The sequence below is a fragment of the Vibrio sp. 2017_1457_13 genome (assembly GCF_030851525.1).
GTDB lineage: Bacteria > Pseudomonadota > Gammaproteobacteria > Enterobacterales > Vibrionaceae > Vibrio > Vibrio metschnikovii.
The window spans coordinates 226,997-242,246 of record NZ_VHTA01000001.1 but is presented as its reverse complement, the minus strand read 5'-3'; the positions used below and the strand labels follow the sequence as shown (position 1 = coordinate 242,246).

Here is a 15,250-nt window from a genome sequence, read left to right as displayed (position 1 = left end):
TGATTAAGTAAAATAACAAGGCAAAAAATAATAAAGGACACACACCCAAAAGTATGGAGAAAATATTTCCTGTAGGCGTATGTCCTTTTCTTCACTTATTCAGCATCAACAACAGCTAAAAATGCATGATCGGCCAATCAGACACTAAAGCTCGCGCTTTAAGCTGTTGGTTTGGATTAGTCGCCACTGGATGGCTGGCAAACTCAAGCATGGCAATATCATTATGTGAATCACTGTAGGCGTAGCAATCACCAGGGCTGATACCCTGCTCGGCCAACCAACGATTAATTACCGCCACTTTTCCTTCCCGATAACTCAACGGGGTTCGCGCCTGTCCGGTAATGATCCCTTGCTGTGTCTCTATCTCAATGCCAATCGCGGCATCAATCGCTAATAACTGCTGCCAAGGGCGCACCAAAAAATCCTCACTGGCTGAAACAATCACGACTCGACGTCCAGCTTGTTGATGCTCTCTGATCAATTGTTGCGCCATCGGATATAACTGCTTGAATAAATGCTGCTGCACAAACGCTTCCGCTGTCTGACTGACTTGCTGATACTCCCTGCCGACAAGAGGAGCAAGGGTGAGCTTTAAATAATCATGCATGTCCAGTACACCATGATCGTACTCAGCCATCATCTGTGCATGCTGATGATGCAATGCACTCTCTTTCAACCAACCGATTTCCGACATGTAATGCCACCACTGTGCAGAGCTATCAGTAGCAATCAATGTGTGGTCTAAATCAAACAGAGCCAGTTCCATATTTTTTCCTAATCGATAATCCTTTGTATAGGATGCCAAGCCAAATTGCTTTTGTATAGCGAGTCTAGCTTGGCCTTAGCCCTATATTAACTAATGTCTGTCATTGGAACTTCATCTTTCTTATTTATGGTTAAACCACATCCCATTGGAGTTAATCATGAGTCAACTACCCCCTCTGAATGCTTTACGTGCATTTGAAGCCTCAGCTCGTTTAGGCAGTTTTACCAAAGCGGCCGATGAACTCAATGTCACGCAAGCTGCGGTCAGCCAACAAGTGAAAATTTTAGAACATCATCTCAAAGCCACATTGTTTACTCGTGAGGCGAAAGGCATTCGACTGACGGATGCGGGACAAAGTTATCAACCCGTATTAAGCCAAGTTTTTCACTCATTACGGATTGGAACTGAAGATCTGTTTGGTGAGCGGGGAAATAACACCTTATCACTGCGTGTATCCAATACATTTGCTGAGCATTTCCTTGCCCCAAGATTGCCGAGTTTTTTAAAAGATTATCCCCGCTTTCGAGTTCGGTTATACACCTCGCCATGGAGCCAATCTGATCAAAGAAGTCAGCCTGATATTGAAATATACAACGGTTATGGAGACTGGGATGGGCGTCAAGTCGAACGGCTAACTCATGAATACTGGCAAGTGGTGTGCCGCCCACAAGCCATAAACCATTACGGTAACGTCACTTGTGCCAAACAGTTATTAGATTGGCCACGCGCCGCGATTATTGGTTATCGAGAAACTTGGCTCGATTGGTTTAGTCAACAAGGTATCACTGAGATTGCCGATGCACCTTGCTTAGAGTTCGATACCACTACCCTAGCAATTCAAGCGGTTCGTCACGGTGACATTGCCTTACTGACGCGTAATTTTGTGGTCGCCGATCCTCTTGCTAAAGGTAGCCTCGTACTGGCGCATCCGGCGAGTATGACAACGACTGGAGGACATTATCTCGTGTGGAAAAAAGGCGATCATCGCCCCAAAGTATTGGCTTTTTGTGATTGGATTCGTCGTGAAGTTGCCAAGCACCATGCAACACAAGCTGATTTATTAGGTCTGACATAAGAAATTCTAGGCCATTTAACCCAATGGCGTAACGGTTTCGTCATCTAACTTGCTTAATGTAATCATAATAAAGTTCACCACAAATATTCGTCCAACAAATATGTTATGAGGAGTTAACCATGTCAGCACGACACATTTTGGCCAAAGGAATACTGGCTCTCTCGGCAAGTTTTTCTTTTATGCTTCACGCAACCGAACTGACCGTCTATACCGCCATTGAATCAGATGATTTACGTAAATACGCCGAGCGTTTCAACCAAGCTCATCCAGACATTAAAATTAACTGGGTACGCGATTCAACGGGCGTGATTACAGCTCGTCTATTGGCAGAAAAAAACAATCCTCGTGCCGATGTGGTTTGGGGACTGGCGGCAACCAGCCTAATGTTGCTGCAAGATGAAGGGATGCTACTGCCTTACTCACCTAAAGGTGTCGAAAAATTGTCGCCTAAATTTAAAGACAGCGCTCAACCCACTCATTGGGTCGGTATGGATGCTTGGATGGCAGCAATCTGTTTCAATACGATTGAAGCGAAAAAACACAACTTGCCAATGCCAACATCGTGGCAAGACCTTACCAATCCTGTCTATCGCGGTCATATCGTGATGCCGAATCCAGCCTCTTCCGGAACCGGCTATTTAGACGTTTCTTCTTGGTTACAGCTGTTTGGCGAACAACAAGGCTGGGCGTATATGGATAAGTTACACGCCAACATCAAAAATTATACCCATTCCGGATCTCGTCCTTGTGTGCATGCCGCTACCGGAGAAACCGCTATCGGTATTTCTTTTGCCTTTCGCGGCGCACGTGAAAAACAACGTGGTGCGCCCCTTGAGCTGATTTTCCCAACCGAAGGTGTCGGCTGGGATATGGAAGCGACCGCTATCATCGCGGGGACAAAGCAGCAACAAGCGGCTCAAACACTGGTTGATTGGTCAATCAGTCAGTCGGCGATGGAAATGTACAACGAAGGATACGCCATTGTTGCCATGCCCGGTATTGCTAAGCCCGTCCAATATTTCCCAACCAATGCAGAAAGCCTACTGATTGATAATAACTTCCAATTTGCAGCGGCTAATCGTGAGCGGATTTTACGCGAATGGGAACGTCGTTACGACGCTAAATCTGAAGCTAAATAATCGAAATAATGGTTAACCAGTTTCTGATTTGTCGCAAATAGCAGAGACTGGTTGACGCCTCTTTACCCCTTTTATCTCAGCTTAGTTAAGGAGAACATCATGCGATGCCAAGGCAGCCAACTGGTTCTTGAAAATATCAATAAATGGTTTGGTGAAACTCAAGTGCTAAATAACATTCACTTAACTATCCAACCTGGAGAGTTGATCTGTTTTTTAGGTCCTTCTGGGTGCGGAAAAACGACTTTATTGCGAATTATCGCCGGATTAGAGCAACAAAATAGCGGGACGTTATTACAAGGCCAACGTGACATCAGCACACTGGCTGTCAAAGAACGTGATTTTGGGATTGTCTTTCAATCTTACGCGCTGTTTCCCAACATGAGCTTGTTCGATAACATTGCGTTTGGCCTACGTTGCCAAGGCGCAGAAAGTCGCTTAATTAAACAACGTGTCAATGAGTTACTCGACTTGGTTGAACTCTCCGAACATGCCCATAAATTTCCCGCACAAATTTCCGGAGGTCAACAGCAACGTGTCGCTCTTGCGCGAGCGTTAGCACCTGCGCCGGGTTTACTACTACTGGATGAACCATTATCCGCCTTAGATGCTAAAGTCCGTGCCCATTTACGTCATGAAATTCGCAGTTTACAAAAACGCTTAGGCGTAACAACGATTATGGTCACTCATGATCAAGAGGAAGCCTTAGCCATGGCGGATCGTATCGTGGTCATGAACCACGGTGTCATTGAACAAATTGGCACCCCAGAGCAAATTTATAACCAACCCGCCAGTGCTTTTGTTGCCCATTTCATCGGTCAAATGAACTTCATGACACCGACACAAGAGAGTCAAATCCATCAACTTAGCGCGGTGCAGCAAGCTTTGGCAACGCATAGCCATCCAAACCCAATCGATAAAACCCTACGTATCGCCGTAAGGCCGGAGCACGTTTCCCTCGTTGCAACTCATGAAAGTCATATTCAAGCACAAATCAATCATATCGAATTTATGGGGGCTTTTTTACGCTGTAGTTTAGTGATCGAGGGCATTTCAGAAGCGCTTTATGCTGATATCACTATCGGACTTGCTCAGAGGTTACAACTGCGTACTGGCGATTATGTGGGCGTATCATTACAGGCAAACAGCATTCACTGCTTTGCGGCATAGAAGTTAAACAAAGGAAAGCACCATGTTATCAACTAGGATGTCGCCGTCCAGATTCTCTTTCGCTTGGCCTCAAGAATGGCGAATCAGCGAGCGCTTTTGGCTAACCTGTTTATTAGCGGTCGGTCTATTATTTTTGAGTATCGTTTTATTGGGGCCATTATACACGCTCTTTAGCCGCAGCCTAATGAATGCACAAGGCGAGTTTGTTGGGCTGGCTAATTTCGCAGCTTATATTTCATCGGGCGGGATCACTACCGCAGCTTACCATTCGCTTTGGGTGGCGTCGATGAGCACGGTCATCGTGATTTTCTTCAGTTTTATGGCTGCTTACGCTCTCACACGCACTCGATTACCGGGCAGTCATCTGCTGCGTCTTTTGCTAACGATCCCAATTTTAGCCCCTTCATTATTGCCGGCGATCAGCTTAATTTATCTATTTGGTAATCAAGGTATTCTCAAGTTTTTACTCGCCGACCAGACTATTTATGGCCCAATTGGTATTGTCCTTGGTTCGGTCTTTTGGACCTTTCCACACGCGCTAATGATCCTCTGTACGGCACTTTCTCATGCTGACGCAAGACAATATGAAGCGGCAGCGAGCTTAAAATCCTCACCATGGCGCACCTTTTGGTCTGTCACTGTGCCTTCGGCTCGTTATGGCTTAGTCAGCGCCAGCTTTGTCGTCTTTACTTTAGTGATCACCGACTTCGGCGTGCCCAAAATCATTGGTGGTCAATTTAATGTTTTAGCAACGGACATTTATAAACAAGTGATTGGTCAACAACGATTTGAAATGGGAGCCGTGGTCGGTGTGATCCTGTTACTTCCTGCTCTACTCGCCTTTGCCGCCGACCTTTGGGTGCGCAAAAAACAAGTAGCCAGTTTAAATGCACGTTCAGTCCCTTATCAACCGCCACGTTCATGGCGTAAAAGTCTATTTGGCATCCTGTGTGTGGCACCAAGCGGCTTATTTATCCTGACGATTCTCGGGATGGCAGGGATGGCTTCACTGTTTACTTATTGGCCCTATAATTTAGATCTCACTTTCGCCAACTATCAATTTGAACGTTTTGACGCTCATGGCTGGAAACCCTATCAAAACTCGCTGATGATGGCCTCGACGACCATGATTATTGGTACTACGGTCGTCTTTTTTAATGCGTGGTTAGTAGAGCGCACGCCACAACCGGCTTGGTTAGCGAGAATCTATCAGTTTGTGGCGTTACTACCGATGGCAGTACCTGGTTTAGTCTTAGGAATCGCTTATATCTTCTTTTTCAATCATCCAAGTAATCCACTCAATGTCTTTTATGGGGGATTAATGGTGATGGTATTATCAACGGTGGTGCACTTTTATTCGGTCGCACACTTAACGGCGGTAACTTCATTAAAACAATTGGATAGTGAGTTTGAAAGCGTTGGCGATTCACTTAAATCGAGTCGGATTCATCTCTTTTCGCGACTCATTTTGCCACTCTCTTTACCCGCGATGTTGGATATTGCGCTGTATCTTTTTGTTAACGCAATGACCACCGTTTCTGCGGTCGTTTTCTTATATGGCCCTCACTCTCGTTTAGCCTCTGTAGTGGTGATGAGCTTAGAAGAAGCGGGCGGAACGGCCCCTGCGGCGGCCATGGCCATGGTGATCTTTTTTACTTGTGTTATCGCTAAACTGATTCACAGCGCGCTGCATTATGGGCTATCTCGCTCCACCAGCCGCTGGCGAAATAAATAAACGTCGAGCATTAATACATCAAAAGCGCCCCGAAGAGCGCTTTTGATGATGCAGTACTGAGGTTATGTCTCGCTGTTCATTACGCTTTTAACATATCGCGCGCCACCGCCTCAGCAACTTTAATTCCATCAATCCCGGCAGATAAAATACCGCCAGCGTAACCAGCGCCTTCACCCGCAGGATAAAATCCTTGTAAGTTAATGCTTTGGAAATCTTTACCACGTTTGATACAGATAGGTGATGACGTCCGGGTTTCTACGCCAGTTAATAAACCATCATCCGAGGCAAAACCTTTGATTTGGCGATCAAACGCGGGAATGGCTTCACGAATCGCTTCAATCGCAAACGCCGGTAACGCTTTCGATAAATCGGTCAGTTTAATACCGGGAGTAAAAGAAGGCTCAACATCGCCGAGAGCATTTGGCTCACGCCCAGCCAGAAAATCACCTATTGTTTGTGCAGGCGCATCATAGTTGGCACCACCCAATTGGTAAGCGCCCGACTCCAATTCACGTTGGAAACGAATACCTGCTAATGGGTCACCAGGATAATCACGCTCAGGATCAATACCAACGACGATCGCACTGTTCGCATTGCGCTCAGCACGAGAATATTGACTCATGCCATTTGTGACCACGCGCCCTTCTTCTGATGTGGCGGCGACTACGGTTCCCCCCGGACACATACAGAAGCTGTATACCGTACGACCATTTTTACAATGATGAACCAATTTGTAATCGGCAGCGCCCAAAATCGGGTGGCCAGCACTTGGGCCAAAACGCGCCTCATCGATCATCGATTGTTTATGTTCAATCCGAAAACCAACCGAAAATGGTTTAGCTTCCATATAAACGCCGCGTTGATAAAGCATTTCAAACGTATCACGTGCACTATGACCAACGGCAAGTACAACATGACGAGAATGCAGGACCTCACCATTGGACAAGGTCACACCGGTGATTTTGCCATCTTGTTGATGAATATCATCCACTCGGGTGCTAAAACGAATTTCACCGCCCAGTTCAAGAATCGTCGCGCGCATTTTTTCAATCATGGTCACCAATTTAAAGGTACCAATGTGTGGCTTACTGACGTACATGATCTCTTCTGGCGCACCGGCAGCAACAAATTCAGTGATCACTTTGCGGCCATAAAAGTGAGGATCTTTGACTTGGCTGTATAGCTTACCATCAGAGAAGGTCCCCGCTCCGCCTTCACCAAACTGAACATTCGATTCAGGGTTTAATGTTCGTTTACGCCAAAAACCGAACGTATCTTTGGTCCGCTCACGCACTTCTTTACCGCGCTCAACAATAATTGGCTTAAAGCCCATTTGTGCTAAAACCAACCCAGCAAACAAACCACAAGGACCAAAACCAATCACCACTGGACGCTCAGCCAAATCAGCCGGTGCTTGAGCAACAAATTTATATTCCATATCCGGTGTGATTCGAACATGAGGATCCTCACTCAACGTTGCCAGCAACTCGGCTTCGTTCTCGACTTCCACATCTAAAGTGTAAATCAACTGGATATTGTTTTTTTTACGAGCATCATAGCCACGTTTGAACAGAGTAAAAGAGAGCACTTGCTGTGCAGGAATACGCAATTTTTTGGCAATCGCCTCGCGTAGTTCGCCTTCTTCGTGTGTCAAAGGGAGTCTGATTTCAGTTAAACGTATCATGAAGTGATGTCTCGTATCGGTTGGTGTCTTAGCTAGAGCCATTAAGGCCCGGCTCACAATGGCGCGCATTTTACGAGAATTTGCTTGCTATGTCATACTAAATCCCGATTCAGCAAAGATTTGAGCCGATTGACAGTAACATTCTGTGCAGAGAATGTTGAATTTTGCCTTCGGATCCGTATCATGCCCCTTCTTCGTTTTTGACTGAGTAAAGAGCAACCTGTTATGGCGTTTGTAGTCACCGATAATTGTATACAATGTAAATACACAGATTGTGTGGCGGTATGTCCAGCCGATGCCTTTCACGAAGGTCCCAACTTTATGGTTATCAATCCGATTGAGTGCATCGACTGTGGCCTCTGTGTGCCGGAATGTGATGCGCAAGCGATTTTTCAAGAAGATGAATTGCCCGACGACCAAAAGCTATTTATTGAGCTTAATGCCGAGCTGGCGGAAATCTGGCCAACACAAACCGAAGTCAAGCCAGCCATGGATGAAGCAGCTAAATGGAATGGTGTGCCAAATAAGCTTTCAATGCTAGAGAAATAGCCAAGTTACCTGATTTTTGTCTCTCACAACAACACCAGCTTAGCGCTGGTGTTTTGCTTTATAGCCAAACGACGTGGAGTAGCAATATCAAATAGCCATAGGGTACACGAAAATAGTGATTAGCTATGCTGACGACGCATATTATCCAGAATAATTCCTGTCGCCATCGCCACGTTCAATGACTCTGCTCCACCAAATGCCGGAATGGTAATTTTATCGGTTACCCATTGCGCAGCCGGTTCGCGGATACCATGAGATTCACTGCCCATCAATAAAATTCCTTGGGCACTAAAGGAGGTTGCATGGACACTTTCCCCCTCTAAAAACGCACCATAAATGGGCAGATTGGCTTGTGCCAAGTAATGGGGTAAATCCACCAAACTCACCTGAACGCGGCCAAAACTGCCCATAGTTGCACTGATGGTTTTCGGATTATAAGGATCAGCGCAATCGACACTGGCAACAATATGTTTAATCCCATACCAATCCGCGACTCGAATAATCGTACCTAAATTACCAGGGTCAGAAACACCATCTAAAGCAATCATTAAACCTTGTGCTTTGGGGACTTCAATCTTCGGGATCTCAACCACGGCTATCGCGGCATTATTACTAACCAACGTACTGGCTTTGGTCAACTCATCCAATGATGCTTCAGTGCAAGCGTAACCGACTAAACTCTTCGCATGCAGGTTAAGAAACTCAGCGGTAGCAAAAATGTGCTGAACGTTAAAGGTGCAATGAGTTAATTCAAGGACGTTTTTTTCACCCTGAACCAAAAATAGGCCGTGCGCTTTACGCTGTTTTTTTTGCCCTAACGCGCGCAGTAATTTGAGTTGGTTTTTTGAAATCATAATTTTATCCCAGATGAAAGCGCGCCGATTATAAAGTAAAGCGCCCTAGAGCTAAAGAGCGCTAGGGCGTTGTGGCAACAATCGTTACGAAGAAATTCTCTTCGTTTCTACTCTCTTTCCTATTTTTAACCATTTAGCTAGCGCACGATAAGGCTGATATTTATCGTATAACCAGTTAAATCCTAAGGTATAAAAGAGGAAAAACGTAATAAAGACCGCTTCTAAAGCTAAGGTTTCTAATAACGACATTTGTAAAAACCAGCCAACAAACGGAATCGTGATCAGTAATAACCCGCCTTCAAAGCCAAGTGTATGACCAATGCGCATCATTAAACCACGTTGAATCCGCTCACCACCAAACCACCTATCAAAATACACGTTATAAATATAGTTCCATACTGTCGCGGTAACACTCAGAATGATACTCACTAACGCCATATCACCCGTTCCTTTACCAGAAAACCACGCAGCAAGGGGCACCATCATTAATAGTGCAATAATTTCGAAAACCACAGCGTGAAAAATACGCTCATTCCGACCCATGATGAATTACCTCAATTCAGCTATTCAAGAGTCATCATTTTATCTACAATAAGGATACTTAAAAGTTAGATACCATCGGTAAAAACGATATGTTCAACATCGATCAGCTGTGTGCTTTTGTCAAAACCGTAGAAACAGGCTCGTTTTCCTCAGCAGCAAGAGAACTTGGCAAAGCACAATCAGTGATCAGTCAGCACATCATCAATATGGAATTAGATTGCGGGGTCGATCTCTTTGATCGCAGTGGACGTTACCCAAAGCTAACCGCTAAAGGGGAAGAGTTAATGCCTTATGCACAAGCGACATTGATTCAGCTTGCTCGCATGAGTAGTAAAGCATCACAGCTCTATACCCCTGATGCCAACCAATTAATTTTAGCGATGGATGAAGGAATTCCACTCGCTAAACTGCCGATTGCTTTACGTCAATTAGAACAAGCCTTTCCTCACCTTCAGATCGAGTGCTTAATGGCCTCAAGCCGCGATATTATTGAGTTAGTCGAATCAGGACGCGCCACCACTGGACTGATTTTAAGTGAACCAGACTTACCCACTTGCTTAGATTTTTTCAGTTTAGGTCATATCGCCTTTGATGTATTTGTCGCTAAACATCATCCACTGGCTAACATACCGATTACACACATTGATGAGTTAAGACAATATCGACAGCTCACCGTGCGCTCTAAAAACAGTCAATTTAGTAGCTTAAATCAAGCCTTTAGTCCGGACATTTGGTACACCGATAACTATTACACAGTTCTAGAATTAGCGGTGAACGGCTTTGGCTGGTCCTTTTTACCTAACCATCTCGCACAAAGCGTGCCCAATGCGCTGACTCGAATTAATGGCACGTTCACCAACTTTGCATGGGAGGTTAATATTGACCTGATTCAACACCAAAAATGGAATACCGATCCTTTGCACCAGCAAGCACGTAAAGCTTTATTAAGCTTATTTAATGACTCGACGGATGAATAACCCGCGTCATCTATACCCAAACAACTTGGAGTTGCAGGTAGGCGGCAAGTGAGTGAATTCCCATAAGCATAGACAGACGATGTGATTGGGGTGAATGAACCTAGCCAACACCGCTGCAGCTTCAAGTACGAAGGGGATATAACGTTGAGTGATCGCCTCTTAATAAGCCAACGTATTGGTTAATAATCAAGGAGGAATCATGAGACAAACACTGACTACGCTAGAACAGTACTTTTATATCAATAAGTTAATTATTCACGCGTTGGATATGGCGCTTTATCAAGCGTCAGTAATTATTGATGACCAAGAGTATTGGGTAGTCGATAACAACGATAATCTCTTAAAGACCCACTCTATCGTAGAAATGCAAAAACGTTGCAGAAAGCTGAATACACAGCAGCAAGTGCTACGCCATCAAAGTCCTTATGATGAGATGATTGGCACCCCAACTCGACAAGGTGATAATACTCTCGAAGTCCCTCTTCGTGATAATGGTTACTACTAAAGATAAAAACCGTAAGAGTGGTGGTGAAAAAAGTCGTAGGGATTTTTTCACCACCATTTTTTATGCTTGTCTGTTATACCATTACTTACTGATCGCGGTGATAATCATTGCTGTCGATATAGTTATCAAAAATCGCTTTTCCAATCTTAACGATTGCCTGATTTCGCTGCTCGATTGATACTTCTGTTTGAGCGATATAGATACTAATAATAATTGGTGATTGCGTTTTGCTCCAAACGATAGCAGTAATACTCCTTGCGCCAAAACCTCCAGCACCAGAACGATCGCCTATTCCCCAGCCATTAGGTAATACCGAACGCAATAAGTTATCCGTGACTTGATTATTTATCATCCATGTTAACAACTTTTGTTGGCTCGACTCAGAAAGTACAGATCCAAATAGTAGTTCATGGAGAGTAATGACCATTGCATTTGGCGTGGTCGTATCTCGAAGATCATTCACTAATCCTTGATTCAAATCCGGTTCGATACGATCTAAGCGGGTGACTTCGTCACCCATTGCTCTGATAAAACTGGTAATGCTTTCTGTGCCGCCGACAGCCTTAATAATCATATTAGCGGCCGTATTATCACTCGTAGACATCGTTGCCTGACAAGCATCATCGAGTGTTATTTCTTGGCCTACGTATTGCTCGATAATCGGCGAATACGTAACAAGATCATTTTCTTCTATCTTTACTTTACTAAGCGGATCAATATCACCTTGCTCTGAATCATGTAATAACTTGGCACAGGCGATTGTTTTAAAAGTACTTGTCAGAGGGAACCGTTCCTCTCCTCGATAATTCCAATGTTCACCGGTTTCGGTATTAAAAACAGCGACACCTATACGAGCAGAAAGTTGCTCCTCGATTGATCTTACCTCTTGCTCGACTCGCGTTAACTTTTCGCTAAAGGCGAACGATGCTGAAGGCATTAAAATTGAAAGGACTAAAAAAACGCTTAGTATTCTCATAATGACACGCTCATAACTTAGATTGTTCACCATTCTACCGATAAATTATCTACAATAAAATCAATAGGAACAGTACGTACTCCTATTCGATTCAATATTTTGCTTATCCTCTAAGATTTTGGCGCTATACTGCTCGCCCCAATTTTAAGAGGAAAACGTTGTGAACAATGAAACGTCAGTGATCATTGGCTTATGTAACCCGAAAAGCCCAACCAATGTCGGTGGTGTACTGCGTGCGGTGGGGTGTTATCAAGCTGATGCGATTCTTTATACGGGAACCCGTTACGACCGAGCAGTGAAACTGCAAACGGACACCAAAAACCGTCAAAATAGCATTCCCCTGATCGCCGTCACTGATATCACCGCAAATTTACCGAGTGGTTGCAAAATTGTTTGTGTGGAACTGGCAGAAGGCGCGACGCCACTGCCTGAGTTTGTTCACCCTCCACAGGCGCTTTATGTATTTGGTCCTGAAGATGGCTCTATTCCTCAAGCCATTATCAATCAAGCCGATGATGTAGTCTATGTCCCGACCGTGGGCTGTATGAATTTAGCCGCTAGTGTTAATGTATTACTGTATGACCGACTTGCCAAAACTAACGCTGACATCGATCATCAACAGCAAATCATTACCAATCGCGATGTCAAAAACCGCTTGAAGTTTCAGCGCAACAAACTCAATCCAGCGAATGATTAATCGAAAACTCTCTATCTCTTCCCTCATCACTGTGTTTTGATTCATTCGAACAAAAAGCCAGTACGCTCTACACTCATACTGGCTTTGCTGTGTAAATCATCGTGAATTGCGGATTAGACGATTTTCGGTTGCCCATCTGAGGCCGTCGCGCCACCATCAACGGGCAAATTCACACCATTGATAAATGAAGCATCATCACTGGCTAAAAACGCGACTACCGCAGCTATCTCTTGTGGTTCAGCGGCACGCCCTAATGGGATGCGTTCATTAAATTTATCTCGCACTGAATCAGGCCAACCATTGGTCATATTGGTTTTCACTAAGCTTGGGCATACCGCATTGATGCGAACGCCAGCTAAACCATGGTCTAGCGCCATCGCACGCGTTAAATTGACGACGGCTCCTTTCGTTGCACAATAGAATGCTGCGCCCCAATCACCACCTAAACCAGAAACCGACGCGGTGTTAACAATGCAGCCACGGGTTTTCAATAACTCTGGTAAGGCAAATTTCGCGCAGTAAACCACCCCATCGATATTGACTGCCGAAATTTTCTGCCAGTCTTCTACGCTGCATTCCAGTACCGTTCCGGGAATATGAATCCCCGCGTTGTTGACTAAAATATCCAGTTGACCAAAGCGCTCTACGCAAGTTTGCACCAAGGCTGCCACTTGCTGGGCATTTGATACATCCACTTTCTGCGCGGCAACACGAGACTTATCAAAATACTCTAAAGCATTCAGCAACTGCTCTTGATCCCAGTCGGCGAGCATCAGTTGAACGCCTTCATCATACAAACGCTGTGCAATCGCTAAACCAATGCCATTAGCGGCACCGGTGATGATCGCGACTTTATTCGTTAACCCTTTCATAGTAACACTCCTTCATTATTGATTTGAAAAACAGGATCTTGATGCTGCTCACTACGAGCCTGCATGAGTTTGTAGTTGTCTGAGTAGTCGACTGGAATCGCGACAACTGCTGGCCCTTCGACTTCCATGGCTTGGCGAAGAATAGGCATTAATTGATCCGCTTGGGTCACGGCAAATCCATGCGCACCAAACGATTGCGCGTAAGCTTGAAAATCAATTGGGCCAAATTTTACCCCTGAGCTGCGTTGATATTTTTGTTGCTCCTGCATTTCGACCATGTTGTAAGCATGATCAACCCAGATAATATGGACAATGTTGCACTTTAAGCGCACCGCGGTTTCTAATTCCATGCTCGACTGCATAAAGCCACCATCACCAGAAACCGAGACCACTTTATGCCCAGGTTTTAATAGGCTCGCAGCAATCGCCCAAGGTAGCGCAACGCCCATGGTTTGCTGACCATTCGAGACCAACATCTGCCGAGCTCGAAAACAACTTAAATAGCGCGCAATCCAAATGTGAAAACTCCCCATATCAAGACATAATGTCGTATCGGGCGTGATGATCGCCTGCATGGTTTTAATCAAGCTTAAAGGGTGAAAACCTGCCGCCCGCTGTTTAATCGGATAGCTTTTGATAATATGCCTTTGCTGCGTCACTTCTTCTAAAATCGATAATGCCGTAGGCGATAAACGGACAAACTCCGTCATTTGTGCACAAAGGGCTTGTAACGTTGCTCCAATATGACCAATCATTTCAATACAAGGTTGGTAGTGTTGTTGGTACTGTGCTGGTTCAATATCAATATGAATGATCGGGCAACGACGCGCATTCCATAGCTCTGGGTCGTATTCGATCGGGTTAAAACCGATGGTGATGATTAAATCCGCATCTTGCAGTAACACATCTCCCGGCTGATTATTGAATAGTCCGACTCGGCCAGCAAAATGGTGATAGTAGTTAATATCCACCGCACCTGCCGCTTGATAAGTGCCAACCACCGGCAACTGCGTTTTTTGTAAAAATTGACTGATCATAGAGGCGGTGACTTGATCGCTCGCATGTAAGCCAAGCAGCACCACGCAGCGCTGCGCTTTACTGATCCGATTGGCGGCCTCTTCAACCGCCGCCAGATCGGCGTAACCGGTTGGGCGATAGCTAGGTGGGATGACTAAATCAGTCTCCGTTTGATCACTTAACACATCTTGCGGAACGCTGATAAAACATGCCCCTTGACGACCAGACTCGGCAATTCGAAACGCATTAGCCATGATTTCACTCGCCGCATCAACATGCTGGATCTCTGCGCTATATTTAGTTACCGAGCGAAAAATGCTCACGGTATCCATACTCTGGTGAGTCTGTTTTTGCTGGTAAGTTCGTTTTACCGCACCACCAATAGCCAACATCGGATCGCCCTCGGCGTTAGCCGTTGCAACGCCAGTCACTAAATTTCCACATCCCGGTCCTGAGGTCGCCAAGGTGACTCCCGCTTTACCAGTTAAGCGGCCCATGATACCAGCCATAAACGCGCCATTGGCTTCATGTCTCACCGGGATCAGCTCAATGCGGGTATCTTCAAGTGCGTCAAATAACCGATCAATTTTGGCACCGGGTATACCGAACACGTAACGAACGCCTAAAGTTTCTAGCTGCTGTGCGATTAACTGCGCGCCATTGCGCAAAGTATGATGAGAGGGCATAACGTTTC

The 15,250-nt window shown here is 45.2% G+C and carries 15 protein-coding genes; 8 read left to right on the top strand and 7 right to left on the bottom strand.

What is annotated here, in order from left to right; all coding sequences use genetic code 11:
• Nucleotides 1-115: 115 nt before the first annotated feature.
• A complete protein-coding gene (locus FKN88_RS01095; protein ID WP_154168344.1) occupies nucleotides 116-766 on the bottom strand; it encodes an HAD family phosphatase in 651 nt (216 codons plus the stop codon).
• A gap of 157 nt (nucleotides 767-923) precedes the next feature.
• Between FKN88_RS01095 and FKN88_RS01090 the strand changes: the two genes are divergently transcribed.
• From FKN88_RS01090 to FKN88_RS01075, 4 genes are all read left to right on the top strand, one after another.
• A complete protein-coding gene (locus tag FKN88_RS01090) occupies nucleotides 924-1,841 on the top strand; it encodes a LysR substrate-binding domain-containing protein (protein WP_154168346.1) in 918 nt (305 codons plus the stop codon).
• A gap of 119 nt (nucleotides 1,842-1,960) precedes the next feature.
• On the top strand, nucleotides 1,961-2,980 hold the full coding sequence (locus FKN88_RS01085) for a putative 2-aminoethylphosphonate ABC transporter substrate-binding protein (protein ID WP_154168348.1): 1,020 nt from the start codon (nucleotides 1,961-1,963) through the stop codon (nucleotides 2,978-2,980).
• Nucleotides 2,981-3,079: 99 nt separating this feature from the next.
• On the top strand, nucleotides 3,080-4,147 hold the full coding sequence (locus FKN88_RS01080) for a putative 2-aminoethylphosphonate ABC transporter ATP-binding protein (protein WP_154168350.1): 1,068 nt from the start codon (nucleotides 3,080-3,082) through the stop codon (nucleotides 4,145-4,147).
• Between the two features lie 22 nt (nucleotides 4,148-4,169).
• A complete protein-coding gene (locus tag FKN88_RS01075; protein ID WP_306687086.1) occupies nucleotides 4,170-5,882 on the top strand; it encodes a putative 2-aminoethylphosphonate ABC transporter permease subunit in 1,713 nt (570 codons plus the stop codon).
• 79 nt (nucleotides 5,883-5,961) lie between these two features.
• On the opposite strand, the gene FKN88_RS01070 is transcribed toward FKN88_RS01075, so the two are convergent.
• A complete protein-coding gene (locus tag FKN88_RS01070; protein WP_306687085.1) occupies nucleotides 5,962-7,566 on the bottom strand; it encodes an NAD(P)/FAD-dependent oxidoreductase in 1,605 nt (534 codons plus the stop codon).
• A 225-nt stretch (nucleotides 7,567-7,791) separates the two neighbouring features.
• On the opposite strand from FKN88_RS01070, the gene fdxA reads away from it, so the two are divergent.
• Entirely contained in the window at nucleotides 7,792-8,115 is a 324-nt protein-coding gene (gene fdxA, locus FKN88_RS01065) for a ferredoxin FdxA (protein WP_154168352.1), read from the top strand.
• Between the two features lie 119 nt (nucleotides 8,116-8,234).
• Here fdxA and FKN88_RS01060 read toward each other — a convergent pair whose 3' ends face one another.
• Both FKN88_RS01060 and FKN88_RS01055 read right to left on the bottom strand, forming a co-directional pair.
• A complete protein-coding gene (locus FKN88_RS01060) occupies nucleotides 8,235-8,969 on the bottom strand; it encodes an RNA methyltransferase (RefSeq protein WP_154168353.1) in 735 nt (244 codons plus the stop codon).
• Between the two features lie 84 nt (nucleotides 8,970-9,053).
• Nucleotides 9,054-9,512, bottom strand: a complete 459-nt coding sequence (locus FKN88_RS01055) for a PACE efflux transporter (RefSeq protein WP_154168355.1) — start codon at nucleotides 9,510-9,512, stop codon at nucleotides 9,054-9,056.
• 89 nt (nucleotides 9,513-9,601) lie between these two features.
• Here FKN88_RS01055 and FKN88_RS01050 point away from each other — a divergent pair, with 89 nt between their 5' ends.
• Together FKN88_RS01050 and FKN88_RS01045 are read left to right on the top strand one after the other, a co-directional pair.
• Nucleotides 9,602-10,489, top strand: coding sequence for a LysR family transcriptional regulator (locus FKN88_RS01050; RefSeq protein ID WP_154168357.1), 888 nt, complete (start codon nucleotides 9,602-9,604; stop codon nucleotides 10,487-10,489).
• A gap of 199 nt (nucleotides 10,490-10,688) precedes the next feature.
• The gene (locus tag FKN88_RS01045; RefSeq protein ID WP_154168359.1) at nucleotides 10,689-10,994 is read left to right on the top strand and encodes a DUF6482 family protein; all 306 of its coding nucleotides are present in this window, start codon (nucleotides 10,689-10,691) and stop codon (nucleotides 10,992-10,994) included.
• Nucleotides 10,995-11,079: 85 nt separating this feature from the next.
• On the opposite strand, the gene blaCARB is transcribed toward FKN88_RS01045, so the two are convergent.
• Nucleotides 11,080-11,970 carry a CARB/PSE/RTG family carbenicillin-hydrolyzing class A beta-lactamase gene (gene blaCARB, locus FKN88_RS01040; RefSeq protein ID WP_154168361.1) on the bottom strand — a complete coding sequence of 297 codons (891 nt, stop codon included), beginning with the start codon at nucleotides 11,968-11,970 and terminating at the stop codon, nucleotides 11,080-11,082.
• A 160-nt stretch (nucleotides 11,971-12,130) separates the two neighbouring features.
• Here blaCARB and FKN88_RS01035 point away from each other — a divergent pair, with 160 nt between their 5' ends.
• Nucleotides 12,131-12,667 (top strand): RNA methyltransferase, encoded by a 537-nt coding sequence (locus FKN88_RS01035; protein ID WP_154168363.1) that lies wholly within the window; start codon nucleotides 12,131-12,133, stop codon nucleotides 12,665-12,667.
• Nucleotides 12,668-12,780: 113 nt separating this feature from the next.
• Here the strand turns inward: FKN88_RS01035 and FKN88_RS01030 are convergent, their stop codons facing one another.
• On the bottom strand, nucleotides 12,781-13,539 hold the full coding sequence (locus FKN88_RS01030; protein ID WP_154168365.1) for an SDR family NAD(P)-dependent oxidoreductase: 759 nt from the start codon (nucleotides 13,537-13,539) through the stop codon (nucleotides 12,781-12,783).
• Nucleotides 13,536-15,242, bottom strand: coding sequence for an acetolactate synthase AlsS (gene alsS / locus FKN88_RS01025; RefSeq protein ID WP_306687084.1), 1,707 nt, complete (start codon nucleotides 15,240-15,242; stop codon nucleotides 13,536-13,538). The genes FKN88_RS01030 and alsS overlap by 4 nt, the downstream gene beginning before the upstream one ends.
• Nucleotides 15,243-15,250 lie beyond the last annotated feature (8 nt).

Bases quoted from the DNA above. Each gene is read 5' to 3' on its own strand.
- FKN88_RS01095 (WP_154168344.1), bottom strand. From the start codon at position 766: ATGGAACTGGCTCTGTTTGATTTAGACCACACATTGATTGCTACTGAT.
- FKN88_RS01090 (WP_154168346.1), top strand. From the start codon at position 924: ATGAGTCAACTACCCCCTCTGAATGCTTTACGTGCATTTGAAGCCTCA.
- FKN88_RS01085 (WP_154168348.1), top strand. From the start codon at position 1,961: ATGTCAGCACGACACATTTTGGCCAAAGGAATACTGGCTCTCTCGGCA.
- FKN88_RS01080 (WP_154168350.1), top strand. From the start codon at position 3,080: ATGCGATGCCAAGGCAGCCAACTGGTTCTTGAAAATATCAATAAATGG.
- FKN88_RS01075 (WP_306687086.1), top strand. From the start codon at position 4,170: ATGTTATCAACTAGGATGTCGCCGTCCAGATTCTCTTTCGCTTGGCCT.
- FKN88_RS01070 (WP_306687085.1), bottom strand. From the start codon at position 7,566: ATGATACGTTTAACTGAAATCAGACTCCCTTTGACACACGAAGAAGGC.
- fdxA (WP_154168352.1), top strand. From the start codon at position 7,792: ATGGCGTTTGTAGTCACCGATAATTGTATACAATGTAAATACACAGAT.
- FKN88_RS01060 (WP_154168353.1), bottom strand. From the start codon at position 8,969: ATGATTTCAAAAAACCAACTCAAATTACTGCGCGCGTTAGGGCAAAAA.
- FKN88_RS01055 (WP_154168355.1), bottom strand. From the start codon at position 9,512: ATGGGTCGGAATGAGCGTATTTTTCACGCTGTGGTTTTCGAAATTATT.
- FKN88_RS01050 (WP_154168357.1), top strand. From the start codon at position 9,602: ATGTTCAACATCGATCAGCTGTGTGCTTTTGTCAAAACCGTAGAAACA.
- FKN88_RS01045 (WP_154168359.1), top strand. From the start codon at position 10,689: ATGAGACAAACACTGACTACGCTAGAACAGTACTTTTATATCAATAAG.
- blaCARB (WP_154168361.1), bottom strand. From the start codon at position 11,970: ATGAGAATACTAAGCGTTTTTTTAGTCCTTTCAATTTTAATGCCTTCA.
- FKN88_RS01030 (WP_154168365.1), bottom strand. From the start codon at position 13,539: ATGAAAGGGTTAACGAATAAAGTCGCGATCATCACCGGTGCCGCTAAT.
- alsS (WP_306687084.1), bottom strand. From the start codon at position 15,242: ATGCCCTCTCATCATACTTTGCGCAATGGCGCGCAGTTAATCGCACAG.